At 61.9% G+C, this 16,165-nt stretch carries 15 protein-coding genes; 6 read left to right on the top strand and 9 right to left on the bottom strand.

Going from position 1 to position 16,165, the window contains the following annotated elements:
* Nucleotides 1–48: 48 nt before the first annotated feature.
* The gene (gene rep, locus AC19YY_RS07130; RefSeq protein ID WP_169955398.1) at nucleotides 49–2,058 is read left to right on the top strand and encodes a DNA helicase Rep; all 2,010 of its coding nucleotides are present in this window, start codon (nucleotides 49–51) and stop codon (nucleotides 2,056–2,058) included.
* A 57-nt stretch (nucleotides 2,059–2,115) separates the two neighbouring features.
* Nucleotides 2,116–2,688, top strand: coding sequence for a xanthine phosphoribosyltransferase (locus tag AC19YY_RS07125; protein ID WP_029289761.1), 573 nt, complete (start codon nucleotides 2,116–2,118; stop codon nucleotides 2,686–2,688).
* 131 nt (nucleotides 2,689–2,819) lie between these two features.
* On the opposite strand, the gene AC19YY_RS07120 is transcribed toward AC19YY_RS07125, so the two are convergent.
* The 6 genes from AC19YY_RS07120 to dadA all read right to left on the bottom strand — a co-directional run bounded on the left by AC19YY_RS07120 (nucleotide 2,820) and on the right by dadA (nucleotide 8,913).
* Nucleotides 2,820–4,742, bottom strand: a complete 1,923-nt coding sequence (locus AC19YY_RS07120; RefSeq protein WP_500604001.1) for an acetyl-CoA hydrolase/transferase C-terminal domain-containing protein — start codon at nucleotides 4,740–4,742, stop codon at nucleotides 2,820–2,822.
* Between the two features lie 133 nt (nucleotides 4,743–4,875).
* Nucleotides 4,876–5,289 (bottom strand): c-type cytochrome, encoded by a 414-nt coding sequence (locus AC19YY_RS07115; protein WP_169955452.1) that lies wholly within the window; start codon nucleotides 5,287–5,289, stop codon nucleotides 4,876–4,878.
* A 181-nt stretch (nucleotides 5,290–5,470) separates the two neighbouring features.
* On the bottom strand, nucleotides 5,471–6,019 hold the full coding sequence (locus AC19YY_RS07110) for a cupin domain-containing protein (RefSeq protein WP_029289768.1): 549 nt from the start codon (nucleotides 6,017–6,019) through the stop codon (nucleotides 5,471–5,473).
* Nucleotides 6,020–6,135: 116 nt separating this feature from the next.
* A complete protein-coding gene (alr, locus tag AC19YY_RS07105) occupies nucleotides 6,136–7,209 on the bottom strand; it encodes an alanine racemase (protein WP_170057536.1) in 1,074 nt (357 codons plus the stop codon).
* 77 nt (nucleotides 7,210–7,286) lie between these two features.
* Nucleotides 7,287–7,640 carry a RidA family protein gene (locus AC19YY_RS07100; RefSeq protein ID WP_032856829.1) on the bottom strand — a complete coding sequence of 118 codons (354 nt, stop codon included), beginning with the start codon at nucleotides 7,638–7,640 and terminating at the stop codon, nucleotides 7,287–7,289.
* Entirely contained in the window at nucleotides 7,612–8,913 is a 1,302-nt protein-coding gene (gene dadA, locus AC19YY_RS07095; protein WP_029289774.1) for a D-amino acid dehydrogenase, read from the bottom strand. The genes AC19YY_RS07100 and dadA overlap by 29 nt, the downstream gene beginning before the upstream one ends.
* A 156-nt stretch (nucleotides 8,914–9,069) precedes the next feature.
* Between dadA and AC19YY_RS07090 the strand changes: the two genes are divergently transcribed.
* Nucleotides 9,070–9,558 (top strand): Lrp/AsnC ligand binding domain-containing protein, encoded by a 489-nt coding sequence (locus tag AC19YY_RS07090; RefSeq protein ID WP_003206849.1) that lies wholly within the window; start codon nucleotides 9,070–9,072, stop codon nucleotides 9,556–9,558.
* 105 nt (nucleotides 9,559–9,663) lie between these two features.
* Here AC19YY_RS07090 and AC19YY_RS07085 read toward each other — a convergent pair whose 3' ends face one another.
* Complete coding sequence (locus AC19YY_RS07085; RefSeq protein WP_169955401.1) at nucleotides 9,664–10,017, bottom strand: YkgJ family cysteine cluster protein; 354 nt, start codon at nucleotides 10,015–10,017, stop codon at nucleotides 9,664–9,666.
* Between the two features lie 115 nt (nucleotides 10,018–10,132).
* On the opposite strand from AC19YY_RS07085, the gene AC19YY_RS07080 reads away from it, so the two are divergent.
* Nucleotides 10,133–11,425 (top strand): NAD(P)/FAD-dependent oxidoreductase, encoded by a 1,293-nt coding sequence (locus tag AC19YY_RS07080; protein ID WP_500604000.1) that lies wholly within the window; start codon nucleotides 10,133–10,135, stop codon nucleotides 11,423–11,425.
* Nucleotide 11,426: 1 nt separating this feature from the next.
* Here AC19YY_RS07080 and AC19YY_RS07075 read toward each other — a convergent pair whose 3' ends face one another.
* Nucleotides 11,427–11,660 (bottom strand): DUF1127 domain-containing protein, encoded by a 234-nt coding sequence (locus AC19YY_RS07075; RefSeq protein WP_169955403.1) that lies wholly within the window; start codon nucleotides 11,658–11,660, stop codon nucleotides 11,427–11,429.
* Between the two features lie 165 nt (nucleotides 11,661–11,825).
* Here AC19YY_RS07075 and AC19YY_RS07070 point away from each other — a divergent pair, with 165 nt between their 5' ends.
* Together AC19YY_RS07070 and AC19YY_RS07065 are read left to right on the top strand one after the other, a co-directional pair.
* Nucleotides 11,826–13,259 carry an aminotransferase-like domain-containing protein gene (locus AC19YY_RS07070; protein ID WP_500603999.1) on the top strand — a complete coding sequence of 478 codons (1,434 nt, stop codon included), beginning with the start codon at nucleotides 11,826–11,828 and terminating at the stop codon, nucleotides 13,257–13,259.
* A 62-nt stretch (nucleotides 13,260–13,321) separates the two neighbouring features.
* Nucleotides 13,322–14,887, top strand: a complete 1,566-nt coding sequence (locus tag AC19YY_RS07065; protein WP_500603998.1) for a phospholipase D family protein — start codon at nucleotides 13,322–13,324, stop codon at nucleotides 14,885–14,887.
* An 82-nt stretch (nucleotides 14,888–14,969) separates the two neighbouring features.
* On the opposite strand, the gene AC19YY_RS07060 is transcribed toward AC19YY_RS07065, so the two are convergent.
* The gene (locus AC19YY_RS07060; RefSeq protein WP_500603997.1) at nucleotides 14,970–16,112 is read right to left on the bottom strand and encodes an MFS transporter; all 1,143 of its coding nucleotides are present in this window, start codon (nucleotides 16,110–16,112) and stop codon (nucleotides 14,970–14,972) included.
* Nucleotides 16,113–16,165 lie beyond the last annotated feature (53 nt).

Raw genomic sequence — 16,165 nt, 5'->3', positions numbered from 1 at the left:
CCTGTTAAAATGCCCGCCCTTTTCGCTCAAAGACTCCCAAAACCCTGTATGTCCCGACTCAATCCCCGGCAGCAAGAAGCCGTGAACTACGTCGGCGGCCCTCTATTGGTGCTCGCCGGTGCTGGCTCCGGCAAGACCAGCGTGATCACCCGCAAGATCGCGCACTTGATCCAGAACTGTGGCATCCGTGCCCAGTACATCGTCGCCATGACCTTTACCAACAAGGCGGCGCGGGAAATGAAAGAGCGCGTCGGCACCCTGCTCAAGGGTGGCGAAGGCCGTGGCCTCACCGTGTGTACCTTCCACAACCTGGGGCTGAACATCATCCGCAAGGAGCATGTGCGGCTGGGCTACAAGCCGGGCTTCTCGATCTTCGACGAGACCGACGTCAAGTCCCTGATGACCGACATCATGCAGAAGGAATATGCCGGCGACGACGGCGTAGACGAGATCAAGAACATGATCGGCTCGTGGAAAAACGACCTGATCCTGCCCGCCGAAGCCCTGGAAAACGCGCGCAACCCCAAGGAACAGACCGCCGCCATTGTCTATACCCACTACCAGCGCACGCTCAAGGCGTTCAACGCGGTGGACTTCGACGACCTGATCCTGCTGCCGGTGAAACTGTTCCAGGAACACAAGGACATCCTGGAAAAGTGGCAGAACAAGGTGCGCTACCTGCTGGTGGACGAATACCAGGACACCAACGCCAGCCAATACCTGCTGGTGAAGCTGCTGATCGGCACGCGCAACCAGTTCACCGTGGTCGGCGACGATGACCAGTCGATCTACGCCTGGCGCGGAGCGCGCCCGGAAAACCTGATGCTGCTCAAGGACGACTACCCGTCCCTGAAAGTGGTGATGCTGGAGCAGAACTACCGCTCCACCAGCCGCATCCTGCGTTGCGCCAACGTGCTGATCTCCAACAACCCCCACGAGTTTGAAAAACAACTGTGGAGCGAGATGGGCCACGGCGACGAGATCCGCGTGATCCGCTGCCGCAACGAAGACGCCGAAGCCGAGCGCGTGGCCGTCGAACTGCTGACCTTGCACCTGCGCACCGACCGCCCCTACAGCGACTTCGCCATCCTGTATCGCGGCAACTACCAGGCCAAGCTGATCGAGCTGAAGTTGCAGCACCACCAGATTCCTTATCGATTGTCAGGCGGCAACAGCTTTTTCGGACGCCAGGAAGTAAAGGATCTGATGGCCTACTTCCGGCTGATCGTGAACCCGGACGACGACAACGCCTTCCTGCGCGTGATCAACGTGCCACGCCGGGAAATCGGCTCCACCACCCTGGAAAAGCTCGGTAACTACGCCACCGAACGCAAGATCTCGATGTACGCCGCCACCGATGAAATCGGCCTGGGCGAGCACCTGGATACGCGCTTCACCGATCGCCTGTCGCGCTTCAAGCGCTTTATGGACAAGGTGCGCGAGCAATGCGCCGGCGAAGACCCGATCAGCGCCCTGCGCAGCATGGTCATGGATATCGACTATGAAAACTGGCTGCGCACCAACAGTTCCAGCGACAAGGCGGCGGACTACCGCATGGGCAACGTCTGGTTCCTGATCGAGGCGTTGAAGAACACCCTGGAAAAAGACGAAGACGGCGAAATGACCGTCGAGGACGCCATCGGCAAGCTAGTGCTGCGCGACATGCTCGAGCGCCAGCAGGAAGAAGAGGATGGCGCCGAAGGTGTGCAAATGATGACCTTGCATGCGTCCAAGGGCCTGGAATTCCCCTACGTGTTCATCATGGGCATGGAAGAGGAAATCCTCCCACACCGTTCCAGCATCGAAGCCGACACCATCGAAGAAGAACGGCGCCTGGCCTACGTGGGTATTACCCGCGCGCGTCAGACCCTGGCCTTCACCTTTGCGGCCAAGCGCAAGCAGTACGGCGAGATCATCGACTGCGCCCCGAGCCGGTTCCTCGATGAGCTGCCACCGGACGACCTGGCCTGGGAAGGCAACGACGACACCCCAACTGAAGTCAAGGCGGTACGCGGCAACACCGCCCTGGCGGATATACGCGCGATGCTAAAGCGCTAGAATCGACTACTTTTTAATCTACTTTCGGCGCCCCTTGCGCCACCAGAGGAAGCTTTTGTGGAAGCACTGCACAAGAAAATTCGCGAAGAAGGCATCGTGCTTTCCGACCAGGTACTCAAGGTCGACGCCTTTCTGAACCATCAGATCGACCCGGCGCTGATGAAGCTGATCGGCGACGAATTCGCCGCGCTGTTCAAGGACTCGGGGATCACCAAGATCGTCACTATCGAAGCCTCTGGCATCGCGCCGGCGATCATGACCGGCCTGAACCTGGGCGTGCCGGTGATCTTCGCCCGTAAGCAGCAGTCCCTGACCCTGACGGAAAACCTGCTGTCGGCGACGGTGTATTCCTTCACCAAGAAAGTCGAAAGCACTGTGGCAATTTCCCCGCGCCACCTGACCAGCAGCGACCGCGTGCTGGTGATCGATGACTTCCTGGCCAACGGCAAGGCGTCCCAGGCACTGATTTCGATCATCAAGCAGGCTGGCGCCACCGTGGCAGGCCTGGGGATCGTGATCGAGAAGTCGTTCCAGGGCGGGCGTGCCGAGCTGGATGCCCAGGGTTACCGGGTTGAGTCGCTGGCGCGGGTCAAGTCCCTGGCTGGCGGTGTCGTGACCTTCATCGACTGAAGGTGAGCGAGCACAGTTAAAAATGTGGGAGCTGGCTTGCCTGCGATAGCGCAGTGTCAGGCGACAGAGATGTCGACTGTCAGGCCCTCATCGCAGGCAAGCCAGCTCCCACATTTGCCTTGTGTTACCTGTCAGCGTGCGGTGGCCTGTAGGCCAGCAAGCAATAGACGCTGATACAAATCCTCTTTAAACCCCTCCGGCTTTTCCAGGCGCATGCGCAGCAGGTGCTCGGCAAACGCCTCAGGCTCCGGTGCATCCAGCGCCGCCTTACCCAGTTCCAGAATCTCCGTCAGCTTGAATTTGCTCTTGAGCCAGTTCAACGCGCGCAACAAATCGCGCTCTTCATCGGTGAAGTCACTGCCCAGCGGGTACTCCGGGAACAGCCTTGGATGCCGCGCCTGCACGGCCTCCAAGCGCTCGAGCGTGTTGTCGGCAAAGCGCGGGTCGAGCTGGAAGTCCTTGGGCAACTTGCCGGCTTTTTGCGCCTGCTCGATCAGGTCGGCCTGGAATCGCGAGTCGGTGATATTGAGCAGCGCCTCGATCACCTTGGCGTCGGTCTGGCCGCGCAGGTCGGCGATGCCGTATTCGGTGATCACAATGTCGCGCAGGTGCCGGGGAATCGTGCAGTGGCCGTACTCCCAGACAATATTGGAGCTGACATCGCCACCCGACTCGCGCCAGCTGCGCAGGATCAGGATCGAGCGCGCGCCCTCCAGCGCATGGCCCTGGGCGACAAAGTTGTATTGCCCGCCCACCCCGCTGAGCACGCGACCGTCTTCCAGTTGGTCGGCAACACCGGCGCCCAGCAACGTGACCATGATCGCGCTGTTGATAAACCGCGCATCCAGGCGCTGCAAGCGCTTGAGCTCTTCCTGCCCGTACAGCTCGTTGATGTAGCTGATGCGGGTCATGTTGAATTCAAGGCGCTTGGCGTGAGTCATTTCCTGCAAGCGCTGGTAAAAACTGCGTGGCCCGAGGAAGAAACCACCGTGGATCGAAACGCCATCCGGCTGCGCCGCATCGTCCAGCAGGCCAGCGTTAGCCTGCTGCTGCGTCGCCACATCCGGGTACACCCTGCGCCGCACAATCCCGGCGTCGGCCAGCACCAGCAAGCCGTTGACGAACATTTCGCTGCAGCCGTAAAGGCCCCGGGCAAACGGCTCGACCCCGCCCTCACGGCTGATCAGCGGTGCCCACTGGTACACATCAAGGTCTGTGAGCAACTGCCGGTAGCCTTCGTTATCGGCCTGGCGCGCCAGCAGCGCAGCGGTCAGGGCGTCGCCCATCGAACCGATGCCGATCTGCAACGTACCGCCGTCGCGCACCAGGGTGCTGGCGTGCAAACCGATGAAGTGGTCCTGCAAACCCACGGGCATGTTTGGCGTGGAGAACAGCGTGGTGCGGTCTTTTTCGTCGATCAGGAAGTCGAACTGATCCATGCCCAGCTCGGCATCACCGGGCATGTAGGGCAAATCTTCATGCACCTGGCCGACCACCAGGATGGTCTCCCCGGCCGCACGGCGCTTGGCGATCATCGGCAACAGGTCGAGGGTGATATCGGGGTTGCAGCTCAGGCTCAGGCGATCCGGGTGTTCGCTGCTGCTGGCCACCAACTGCGCGACCAGGTTCAGGCCGGCGGCGTTGATATCGCGGGCGGCATGGCTGTAGTTGCTGCTGACATAGTCCTGTTGGGCCGAGGCGCTATGCAGCAGGCTGCCGGGCTGCATAAAGAACTGCTGCACGTGGATATTGGCCGGCAGGCTGTCCTTGCGCAGGGCGGCGAGGAAGTCCAGCTCGGGATAATCGCCAAACACCCGCTCGATAAACGGCTCCAGGAAACGCTTCTGCAAGCCATCTCCCAACGGTGGGCGGCCCAGGCTGAGGGCCGTGTAGATGGTCAGCGCCCGCTCGGGCAGCTTGGCAATGCGCCGGTACAAGGCGTTGGCAAACAGATTCGGCTTGCCCAGGCCCAACGGCATACCCATGTGGATATGCGCAGGCAAGCGCTCCAGTACGTCATCGACCGCTTGTTCGATTGAACACAACTGCACCATCCGACCCTCCTGAACATTCCGTGATTAGGGGTTGGACCGAGCTTGCCGGGTCTTTGCTGCAATGAACAGCCTTGGCCGCCAAATTGCGCCCACAAAAAAGCCGCTGGTCAGCGGCTTTTTGGCGAAGATCGGTTTATTTCAAACCAGACATCTTCTCGATCGCAGCCTTGAGGTCGTCATCCGAGCAATCGGAGCAGGTGCCTTTAGGCGGCATGGCGTTGATGCCGGTGATGGCTTTGGCCAGGATGCCATCGAGGCCGCCCTGGTGGTCGGCGCGTTCTTTCCAGGCTGCGGTGTCACCGATTTTCGGTGCACCCAACAGGCCCGTGCCGTGGCAAGCGTTACAGTGTTTGGCAATGACTTCGTCCGGCGTTTTCGCACCGCCGCCGCCTGCTGTCACAGCGACTTCCATCCCCTTGCACTCTTGCCCCTGGACACACACCTGTCCGACAGGCGCCAGGCGCTTGGCAATATCATCATTGGTCGCAGCTTGAGCGCTGGCAGCCCAAAGGGCCAGTACGGTTGCTGGTACGGCCAGCATTTTCATAATTAGGTTCACGCGTTCACCCTCATGGTGGCTATTCACGCCTGCGGCCACGGTTTCGCAGGCGGCGAAAGTATAACGGTTAGGCCGCCTCACTGAAACAACCCTATTATCCAAGGGGAGATTCAGTAGGGCGAAATACAACGATGGGCACCTCTGCAAGGTAGGCAGGGCGCCTCTTCTGTTAAAAGTTCGCGGGCGTGGCTGCGCTGATTAGTCGCGCCGGCACATCGAACGGATTGCGAAAACGGTGCGGCTTGGTGCTTTCAAAGTAGTAGCTATCGCCGGCTTCGAGCACAAAAGTTTCGACGCCCACGACCAACTCCAGACGACCTTCCAACAAGATCCCGGTTTCCTCACCGTCATGGGTCAGCATTTCCTCGCCGGTATCGGCGCCTGGCGGGTAGATTTCGTTGAGAAACGCAATCGCCCGGCTGGGATGCGCCCGGCCCACCAGTTTCATCGTGACCGCGCCATCGGAGATGTCGATCAGCTCATTGGCTTTATAGACGATCTGCGTCGGTTTTTCCTGGAGGATCTCCTCGGAAAAGAACTCGACCATGGACATGGGAATGCCGCCCAGCACCTTGCGCAAGGAGCTGATGGAGGGGCTGACACTGTTTTTCTCGATCATCGAAATGGTGCTGTTGGTGACGCCCGCACGCTTGGCGAGTTCACGCTGGGAAAGACCTTTCAGTTTACGGATGGATTGCAGTCGTTCGCCGACGTCCAATGCAGGAGCCTCCTAGGATTCAGGCTTTGTTGTAATTGAGCGTTATCATGGCGACAGCGTTCAGTATTTACAACACTTTGGTCTGAATCCTGGTGGGCGTGATCGGCGGCCTGCGGCTATATGCCGGAATAGAGCCGTGGCACGCGGCGCAGGTTGCAAAAAATCTGGTAGGGAATGGTATCGGCGGCGCTCGCCACATCGCTGGCGAGGATGTTTTTGCCCCACAATTCCACGGTCGAGCCCAGGCCGGCCTGGGGCACGTCGGTCAGGTCGATACACAGCATGTCCATCGACACCCGCCCCAGCAACTGGCTGCGCTGGCCGGCGACCAGCACCGGTGTGCCGGTCGGCGCGTGCCGTGGATAACCGTCGGCATACCCCATGGCAACCACACCGATACGCATCGGCTTGGGCGTCACGAAGCGCGCGCCATAACCCACTGGCTCGCCCGCAGGCAGCTCGCGTACGCAGATGACTTTCGACTCCAGGGTCATCACCGGCTGCAAACGCGCGGCAACTGCCTGGTCTTCGCCAAAGGGCGTCGCACCGTAAAGCATGATGCCCGGTCGTACCCAATCACTGGAAACGCTCGGCCAGCCCATCACCGACGGCGAATTGCGCAGGCTGACCTGGGCCGCCAGGCCCTGGCGCGCCGCCTCGAATACCGCGACCTGCTCATCGCTGCTGGCGCAGTCCAGCTCATCGGCACGGGCGAAGTGGCTCATCAGCACAATCTTTGCGACTTTGCCGCTGGCCAGCAGGCGCTGGTACGCATCGTGATAGTCCTTGGGATGCAGCCCAACCCGGTGCATGCCCGAATCCAGCTTCAACCACACCGTCAGCGGCTTGCTCAGGCGCGCCTGTTCAATCGCCTCCAGTTGCCACAGCGAATGCACCACGCACCACAAGTCATGCTCGATGATCAGCGGCAGCTCGTCGGCCTCGAAGAATCCTTCGAGCAACAACACCGGCCCACCAACTGCAGCGGCGCGCAGCTCCAGCGCTTCCTCGATGCAGGCCACGGCAAAACCGTCGGCCTGGTCTTCCAGGGCCTGGGCCACACGCACGGCACCATGGCCATAGGCATCGGCCTTGATCACGGCGAGGGCCTTGGCCCCGGTCAGTTCGCGGGCCAATTGGTAGTTATGGCGCAGGGCTTGTAGGTCGATCAGGGCACGGGCAGGACGCATGGCGGCAGGCTTCTAGGCGGCGGTGGGAAGAAAAAACCGGTACCGGCCAATAGCGCCGGCACCGGAAGAGGGATCGTTTATGGCAGAGCAGCCACGACGGACAGCTCCACCAGGATTTCTGGCTCACACAGCTTCGACTCGACCGTGGCACGGGCCGGGGCCACGCCTTTTGGCAGCCACTTGTCCCAAACCGCGTTCATGCCGGCAAAGTCGGCGTCGATGTCTTTGAGATAGATCGTCACCGACAGCAACTTGGTTTTGTCGGTACCGGCCAGATCCAGCAATCGCTCGATATTGGCCAGGGTTTCTCGGGTCTGCTGTTCAATCCCGGCACTCATGTCGTCGCCGACTTGTCCTGCCAGATACACGGTACCGCTGTGGACAACGATCTGGCTCATGCGCTCATTGGTGAGCTGGCGCTGGATTGACATGTTTTGTGGACTCCTGAGGGTTGCCGTAACGGGAAATATCAAGGCCTGCGGCACTGATCTGCGGGGTTTTCTTGGCCATCAGGTCCGCCAGCAGGCGACCAGAGCCACAGGCCATGGTCCAGCCGAGGGTGCCGTGGCCGGTATTCAAGAACAGGTTCTTGAAGGGCGTGGCGCCGACGATCGGCGTACCGTCCGGGGTAGTCGGACGCAGGCCGGTCCAGAAGGTGGCTTCGCTCAAATCACCGCCCTGAGGATAAAGGTCGTTGACGATCATCTCCAGGGTTTCGCGCCGGCGCGGGTTCAGCGACAGGTCAAAACCGGCTATTTCAGCCATGCCACCGACCCGGATACGGTTGTCGAAACGGGTGATCGCGACCTTGTAGGTCTCGTCGAGAATGGTCGAGGTCGGGGCCATCGCCGGGTTGGTGATCGGCACGGTCAGGGAGTAACCCTTGAGCGGATACACCGGCGCCTTGATCCCCAGCGGCTTGAGCAACTGCGGCGAGTAACTGCCCAGGGCCAGCACGTAGCGGTCGGCGGTTTCCAGCTTGCCGTCGATCCACACGCCGTTGATGCGGTCGCCGGCGTGGTCCAGGCGCTGAATGTCCTGTTCAAAGCGGAACTCCACACCCAACTGCTTGCACATATCGGCCAGGCGGGTGGTGAACATCTGGCAGTCGCCGGTCTGGTCATTGGGCAGGCGCAGGGCACCGGCCAGGATATCCGTGACACTGGCCAGGGCCGGCTCGACGCGGGCAATGCCGGCGCGGTCAAGCAGCTCGAACGGAACCCCGGACTCTTTCAGCACGGCGATATCCTTGGCCGCGCCATCGAGTTGCGCCTGGGTGCGGAACAATTGCGTAGTACCCAGGCTACGGCCTTCGTAGGCGATACCGGTTTCGGCGCGCAGTTCGTCGAGGCAGTCGCGGCTGTACTCGGACAGGCGCACCATGCGCTCTTTGTTCACCGCATAACGGTTGGCCGTGCAGTTGCGCAGCATCTGCGCCATCCACAGGTATTGGTCGATATCGGCGGTGGCCTTGATCGCCAGCGGCGCATGGCGCTGCAGCAACCACTTGATGGCCTTGAGCGGCACGCCCGGCGCGGCCCATGGCGACGCATAACCGGGCGAGACCTGGCCGGCGTTGGCGAAGCTGGTCTCCATTGCAACGGCCGGCTGACGGTCGACCACGACCACCTCAAAACCGGCACGCGCCAAATAGTAGGCACTGGCCACACCAATGACACCGCTACCCAAGACCAAAACGCGCATTTTTATATCCTCATCACGGCTTGACCGCTGACGTTTGTTGTTCAGCACAAAGATGTGGGCAGTATAAAAAGCAATGGCCAGTGCATTTCACTATATAAGTGCCTATATTTGGCGACAATTCTCGGCAAAAACCCTTTTCACGGAGGAGCATCCCCTATGCGGACCAATACCCAGACCAAGCGGGAGCTGGACAAGATCGACCGCAACATCCTGCGCATCCTGCAGGCCGACGGGCGGATTTCGTTTACCGAGCTGGGGGAGAAGGTCGGGCTGTCGACCACGCCTTGCACCGAACGGGTCCGGCGCCTGGAGCGCGAGGGGATCATCATGGGCTACAACGCCCGCCTCAATCCGCAGCACTTGAAGGGTAGCCTGCTGGTGTTTGTCGAGATCAGCCTCGACTACAAATCCGGCGATACCTTCGAAGAATTCCGACGTGCCGTGCTGAAACTGCCCCATGTGCTGGAGTGTCACCTGGTCTCAGGGGATTTCGACTATCTGGTGAAGGCGCGGATCTCCGAGATGGCTTCGTACCGCAAACTGCTGGGCGACATCCTGCTCAAGCTGCCCCATGTGCGCGAATCCAAGAGCTATATCGTGATGGAAGAGGTGAAGGAGAGCCTGAACCTGCCGATCCCGGATTGACGCCCCTACCGTGTAGGAGCCGGCTTGCCGGCGATGAGGCCCTGGAGTCATGCATTCAATTGAATGACGCCATCGCCGGCAAGCCGGCTCCTACAAGGGGAGCAGTCAGACCAGGACCTGCCGGGTGGTCGCCATATACTCGTGGATCTGCTTCTCCACCCGCGGGTGAATCAACTCCACCGGGCCACGGTTGTTGGGGCATGGCAGGCTGGGGGTAGTGCCAAACAGCCGGCAGATCAGCGGGCGTTCGTCGTACACCGTGCAGCCGTCGGGGCCCAGGTGTACGCAATTGAGCTCATCCATGGCCGCTTCCTGCTCGGCCGCCGTCTTGCGCGGCAGGCGCGACATTTCCTCGGTGGATGTAGTCACCGGCCCACAGCAATCATGGCAACCCGGCACACACTCGAACGAGGGAATCTGCCGGCGCAGCGCGTTGACTTTCTGGCTGTTGCAACTCATCGAAACCCATACCGAACGGCGAATAGGCGTGGATTTTGCCCTAAAAGCCCCGAGTGAGACAGCTTCACCCGACCGCTGTATCCTGCGTCAAATTTTCCAAACACGGATGCTCCCCATGACCGCCAGCGCCCGGCACACCACTTCCTACTACGCCGCCAGCAGCCGGCCGCAGCCCGATTATCCGGTGCTGGCAGGCGAAGTCGTCGCCGATGTGTGCGTGGTGGGCGGCGGGTTTTCCGGGCTGAACACCGCGCTGGAGCTGGCCGAGCGCGGCTTTAGCGTGGCGCTGCTGGAGGCGCGCAAGATCGCCTGGGGCGCCAGCGGGCGCAACGGCGGGCAGTTGATTCGTGGCGTCGGTCACGGCCTGGATCAGTTTGCCAATGTAGTCGGCACCGAAGGTGTGCGGCAGATGAAGCTGATGGGCCTGGAAGCCGTGGAAATCGTGCGCCAGCGGGTCGAGCGCTTTCAGATCGATTGCGACCTGGCCTGGGGCTACTGCGACCTGGCCAACAAGCCCCGCGACCTGCAAGGCCTGGCCGCCGACGCCGAAGAACTGCACGGGCTTGGTTATCGCCATGAACTGCGCCTGCTGCAAGCCGGGGAGATGCGCAGCGTGATCGGCTCCGACCGTTACGTGGGCGGCATGATCGACATGGGCTCCGGCCACCTGCACCCGCTGAACCTGGCCCTCGGTGAAGCCGCCGCCGCGCAGCAACTGGGGGTCAGGCTGTTCGAGCAGTCCGAAGCCCTGCGCATCGACTACGGCCCGGAAGTCAAAGTCCACACCGCCCAGGGCAGCGTGCGCGCCAAGACCCTGGTGCTGGGCTGCAATGCCTATCTCAATGGCCTCAACCCGCACCTGAGCGGCAAGGTGCTGCCCGCTGGCAGCTACATCATTGCCACCGAACCCTTGAGCCCAACCCAGGCCGCCGAGTTACTGCCGCAAAATATGGCGGTGTGTGATCAGCGGGTCACGGTGGACTACTTCCGCTTGTCGGCCGACCGGCGCCTGCTGTTCGGCGGTGCTTGCCACTACTCCGGACGCGATCCCCAGGACATCGGCGCCTATATGCGGCCGAAGATGCTCAAGGTCTTCCCGCAATTGGCCGAGGCGAAGATCGACTATCAATGGGGCGGCATGATCGGCATCGGCGCCAACCGCCTGCCGCAGATTGGCCGGCTGGCCGACCAGCCCAATGTGTACTTTGCCCAGGCCTACGCCGGCCATGGCCTGAACGCCACCCACCTGGCCGGCAAACTGTTGGCCGAAGCCATCAGCGGCCAGCACAGTGGGCGCTTCGATCTGTTTGCCCAGGTGCCACACATCACCTTCCCTGGCGGCAAGCACTTGCGCTCACCGCTGCTGGCCCTGGGCATGCTCTGGCACCGCTTGAAAGAACTGCTCTGACTCAGCCGCGCCAGAACGGCTTCAAGCCTTCCTGGCGCGCCTGCTCGGCACTCAGGCCGATGTCGCGCAGTTGCTCCCGGCTCAACTCCAGCAAGGCCTTGCGCGTGTGGCGCCGGCGCCAGAACAGTTCCCAACGGCTCGGATTGCCAGGCGCCAGCCCGGCCAGCCCACGCTCCTGCCCTGCTTCCAGTTCCTGACTGTGTAATGCCAGCCGCACGTCGCTCAAGCCACTCATTGTCTTGCCCCTCATTTGCCTGTTGCCATGAGTGACTAGAATGAGCGCCGCAGCAAAACCATTACAGATTCAACCAACCTATATTAAATCCATACAGATACTCCACAGCACACGCTGAATCCTGTATTTTCCAGGCATCTGTACTGGTCCTCGGGAGCAACCGCCATGACGCTTTACGTCAACCTCGCCGAACTGCTGGGCACCCGAATCGAACAGGGCTTCTATCGCCCCGGCGACCGCCTGCCCTCGGTGCGCGCCCTGAGCGTGGAACACGGGGTCAGCCTGAGCACCGTCCAGCAGGCTTACCGGCTGCTGGAAGACCACGGCCTGGCGACGCCCAAGCCAAAATCCGGCTACTTCGTGCCTGTCGGGCGCGAGCTGCCGGCGTTGCCCGCCGTAGGTCGGCCGGCCCAGCGCCCGGTGGAGATTTCCCAGTGGGACCAGGTGCTGGAACTGGTCCGCGCGGTACCGCGCAAAGATGTCATACAGATGGGCCGAGGCATGCCGGATGTACTGTCGCCGACCATCAAGCCGCTGCTGCGCAGCCTGGCCCGGGTGAGCCGGCGCCAGGACCTGCCAGGCCTGTACTACGACAATATCTACGGCTGTATGGAGCTGCGCGAGCAAATCGCCCGTCTGTCATTGGATTCCGGCTGCCAGCTCGACGCCCAGGACATCGTGATCACCACCGGCTGCCATGAGGCGCTGTCCTCCAGCATCCGTGCGATTTGCGAGCCTGGCGATATCGTCGCCGTCGACTCGCCAAGCTTTCATGGCGCCATGCAGACCCTCAAGGGCCTGGGCATGAAAGCCCTGGAAATCCCCACCGACCCGCTCACCGGCATCAGCCTCGAAGCCCTGGAACTGGCCCTGGAACAATGGCCGATCAAAGTCATCCAGTTGACCCCCAACTGCAACAACCCCCTGGGCTACATCATGCCCGAGGCCCGCAAACGGGCGCTGCTGACCCTGGCCCAGCGCTTTGACGTGGCAATCATCGAAGACGATGTGTATGGCGAACTGGCCTACAGCTACCCGCGACCACGCACAATCAAATCCTTCGACGAAGATGGCCGCGTCCTACTCTGCAGTTCCTTCTCCAAAACCCTGGCCCCCGGCCTGCGGATCGGCTGGGTAGCCCCTGGCCGCTATCTGGAGCGGGTGCTGCACATGAAGTACATCAGCACCGGCTCCACCGCCACCCAACCGCAGATCGCCATTGCCGAGTTCCTCAAGAACGGGCACTTCGAGCCTCATTTACGGCGGATGCGCAGCCAATACCAGCGCAATCGCGACCTGATGCTCGATTGGGTCAGCCGCTATTTCCCCGCCGGCACCCGCGCCAGCCGGCCCCAGGGCAGCTTTATGCTGTGGGTGGAACTGCCCGAGGGCTTCGACACCCTCAGGCTCAACCGCGCCCTGGTCGAGCAAGGCGTACAGATTGCCGTGGGCAGCATCTTTTCTGCCTCGGGCAAATACCGGAACTGCCTGCGGATGAACTACGCTGCCAAGCCAACACCCCAGATTGAAGAGGCGGTGCGCAAGGTCGGGGCCACGGCGATCAAGATGCTCGCCGAAGCCGAACAGCGGGTGGACTGACCTTTTGCCAGCAATCACCGTCATATGCCCACCACCGCCCTGATTCGGAACCTGCCTCCTTGATGAGCCAACGGCTGTTAGCGCTTCTTTTGCTGGGGTTCTTGGGCCTGGGCGGTTGCGCCACCCTCAACGTACCCCGCGTACCCAGCGAAGCGCTGCCGGCCACGCAGTCCGCCTTCGGCCGCTCGATCCAGGCCCAGGCCGCGCCCTATCAGGGCCGCTCCGGGTTCCGCCTGCTGCCCAACAGCAGCGAAGCGTTCATGGCCCGCGCCGAACTGATCCGCAATGCCCAGACCAGCCTCGACCTGCAGTACTACATTGTCCATGACGGCATCAGCACGCGCATGCTGGTGGACGAGTTGCTCACCACGGCCGACCGGGGCGTGCGGGTGCGCATCCTCCTGGACGACACCACCAGCGACGGTCTGGACCAGATCATCGCCACCCTGGCCGCGCACCCGCAGATCCAGATTCGCCTGTTCAACCCCTTGCACCTGGGGCGCAGCACCGGCGTGACGCGGGCCATGGGTCGGCTGTTCAACCTATCGCTGCAACACCGGCGCATGCACAACAAGCTGTGGCTGGCGGACAACAGCGTGGCGATAGTCGGCGGGCGCAACCTGGGGGATGAGTATTTCGATGCCGAGCCCAACCTGAACTTCACCGATATCGACATGCTCAGCGTCGGGCCTGTGGCCGAACAACTGGGCCACAGCTTTGACCAGTACTGGAACAGTGCACTGAGCAAACCCATCGCCGACTTTATCTCCAGCGCCCCCTCCTCCCGCGACCTGGCCACCGCGCGCGGGCTCCTGGAGAAGTCCCTGGCCGAGTCGCGCCAGCAAAACCATGCCCTGTACAACCGTCTGCGCACCTACCAGACCCGGCCCCGCATGGACATCTGGCGCCGAGAACTGATCTGGGCCTGGAACCAGGCACTGTGGGATGCACCGAGCAAGGTCCTGGCCAAGGCCGATCCCGACCCGCAACTGCTGCTCACCACTCAACTGGGGCCAGAACTGGAAGGCGTGCACAGTGAACTGATGATGATTTCGGCCTACTTCGTCCCCGGTCAGCCGGGCCTGGTGTACCTGACCGGCCGCGCAGACGCGGGTGTGGACGTACGCCTGCTGACCAACGCCCTGGAAGCCACCGACGTGCCGGCGGTGCATGGCGGCTATGCGCCCTATCGCAAGGCGCTGCTGGAACACGGGGTGAAGTTGTACGAACTGCGCCGCCAACCGGGCGACGGCGGCGGCAGTGGCCCGCACCTGCTGGGTAGCCGCGCGCTGCATGGCTCGGACTCCAGCCTGCACAGCAAGGCGATGATCTTTGATCGGCAGAAGTCGTTTATCGGCTCATTCAATTTCGATCCGCGCTCGGTGCTGTGGAACACCGAGGTCGGGGTGCTGGTGGACAGTCCTGAGCTGGCCGAACACGTGCGCAACCTGGCCCTGCAAGGGATGGCGCCCGCCTTGAGTTATGAGGCGAAACTGCAGGAAGGCCAGGTGGTCTGGGTGACGGAAGATAACGGCCAGTTGCACACCCTGACCCGTGAGCCGGGTAGCTGGTGGCGCCGGTTCAATGCCTGGTTCGCTACCACCGTGGGCCTGGAGCGCATGCTCTAACCCCTGTAAGAGCCGGCTTGCCGGCGATAGCGGCGGGTCAGGTAAGTTGCTATCGCCGGCAAGCCGGCTCCTACAGGTTTACCTAGGCTGGCTGCTCAACGCCAAACGCTCCTTGGCGCAACAACAGAATCACCAGCCCCAAGGCCCCCACCGCCATCAACAACGGCAACGCATGCCCGCTGATCCACTGGCTGCCAGCCCCCGCTACCAGTGGGCCGATCAGGCAACCAATGCCCCACAACTGCGCGATATGGGCATTGGCCCGCACCAGCGCATCATCACGGTAGCGTTCGCCGATCAGGATTAACGACAAGGTAAACAAGCCCCCGGCACTGGCACCGAACAGCACCCAGATCGGCCAGATCAGCCAGGTATCGAGCAACGGCGCAATCGCCAGGCTCGACAGCAGCAACAGCACCGCGCAGCCCAGAAACAGGGTGCGCCTTGGCAGGTAATCGGCCAGGGCGCCAATCGGCAATTGCAGCAGGGCATCGCCGACGACCACGGTGCTGACCATCGCCAGCGCCACCTCGGCGGTAAAGCCCTGTTGCAGGCAATACACCGGTAAGAGCGTCAGAATCATCGCTTCGAACGCGGCAAACAGCGCCACCGCCCAGGCAATCGCCGGCAGGCCACGGCAAAAACCCCACAAGTCGCCAAAGGTCACGCTGAAGGCTTCTGCCGTCGGCGCCCCGCTGCGCCCCAGGAGCAGGACCGGCGCAACGATCAACAGGCCGACACCAACCCAGAAACCATAGTCATGATCGGTGCCCAGTACACCGAGCAACAACGGCCCCGACAGCTGGCTCAAGGCGTAGGTACAGCCATACAGCGCCACCAGCCGGCCACGCCACTGCTCCACCACCAACTGGTTGATCCAGCTCTCGCCGAGGATAAACACGATGGTCAGGATCACCCCGATCATCAACCGCAGCACCAGCCACACCGGATAGCTGGGCAGTACCGCCAGTAAACCGATGGAAATCGCCCCGGCCCACAGGCACAGGCGCATCAGGTTCGCCGTGCCCAACCAGGAGGCCAGGCGACTGGACACCTTGGCGCCCAACAACACACCGAATGCCGGCATGGCCGCCATGATGCCGATGGCAAAGTTGCCATAGCCCCAGCTTTCCAGGCGCAGGGACACCAACGGCATGCTCACGCCCAGGGCGAGGCCGACGCTGAGTACCGACGCCAGGACGGCGAAGTAAGTCGCCCAACGCATTGCCACGCTCCTGTGGGTTATTTCCAGATCACACAAAATACTGTGGGAGCGGG

The sequence above is a fragment of the Pseudomonas sp. MF09156 genome (genome assembly GCF_059862305.1).
Note: the sequence above shows the minus strand (reverse complement) of the source record. Positions and strands in the feature narration are given on the sequence as shown.

Coding starts and splice junctions, on each gene's coding strand:
- AC19YY_RS07085 (WP_169955401.1), bottom strand. CDS start 10,017: ATGAGTTGCAACAGCCAGAAAGTCAACGCGCTGCGCCGGCAGATTCCC.
- AC19YY_RS07065 (WP_500603998.1), top strand. CDS start 13,322: ATGAGCCAACGGCTGTTAGCGCTTCTTTTGCTGGGGTTCTTGGGCCTG.
- AC19YY_RS07120 (WP_500604001.1), bottom strand. CDS start 4,742: ATGGTGCAGTTGTGTTCAATCGAACAAGCGGTCGATGACGTACTGGAG.
- AC19YY_RS07075 (WP_169955403.1), bottom strand. CDS start 11,660: ATGAGTGGCTTGAGCGACGTGCGGCTGGCATTACACAGTCAGGAACTG.
- AC19YY_RS07090 (WP_003206849.1), top strand. CDS start 9,070: ATGCGGACCAATACCCAGACCAAGCGGGAGCTGGACAAGATCGACCGC.
- AC19YY_RS07080 (WP_500604000.1), top strand. CDS start 10,133: ATGACCGCCAGCGCCCGGCACACCACTTCCTACTACGCCGCCAGCAGC.
- rep (WP_169955398.1), top strand. CDS start 49: ATGTCCCGACTCAATCCCCGGCAGCAAGAAGCCGTGAACTACGTCGGC.
- alr (WP_170057536.1), bottom strand. CDS start 7,209: ATGCGTCCTGCCCGTGCCCTGATCGACCTACAAGCCCTGCGCCATAAC.
- AC19YY_RS07060 (WP_500603997.1), bottom strand. CDS start 16,112: ATGCGTTGGGCGACTTACTTCGCCGTCCTGGCGTCGGTACTCAGCGTC.
- AC19YY_RS07070 (WP_500603999.1), top strand. CDS start 11,826: ATGACGCTTTACGTCAACCTCGCCGAACTGCTGGGCACCCGAATCGAA.
- AC19YY_RS07100 (WP_032856829.1), bottom strand. CDS start 7,640: ATGTCAATCCAGCGCCAGCTCACCAATGAGCGCATGAGCCAGATCGTT.
- AC19YY_RS07115 (WP_169955452.1), bottom strand. CDS start 5,289: ATGAAAATGCTGGCCGTACCAGCAACCGTACTGGCCCTTTGGGCTGCC.
- dadA (WP_029289774.1), bottom strand. CDS start 8,913: ATGCGCGTTTTGGTCTTGGGTAGCGGTGTCATTGGTGTGGCCAGTGCC.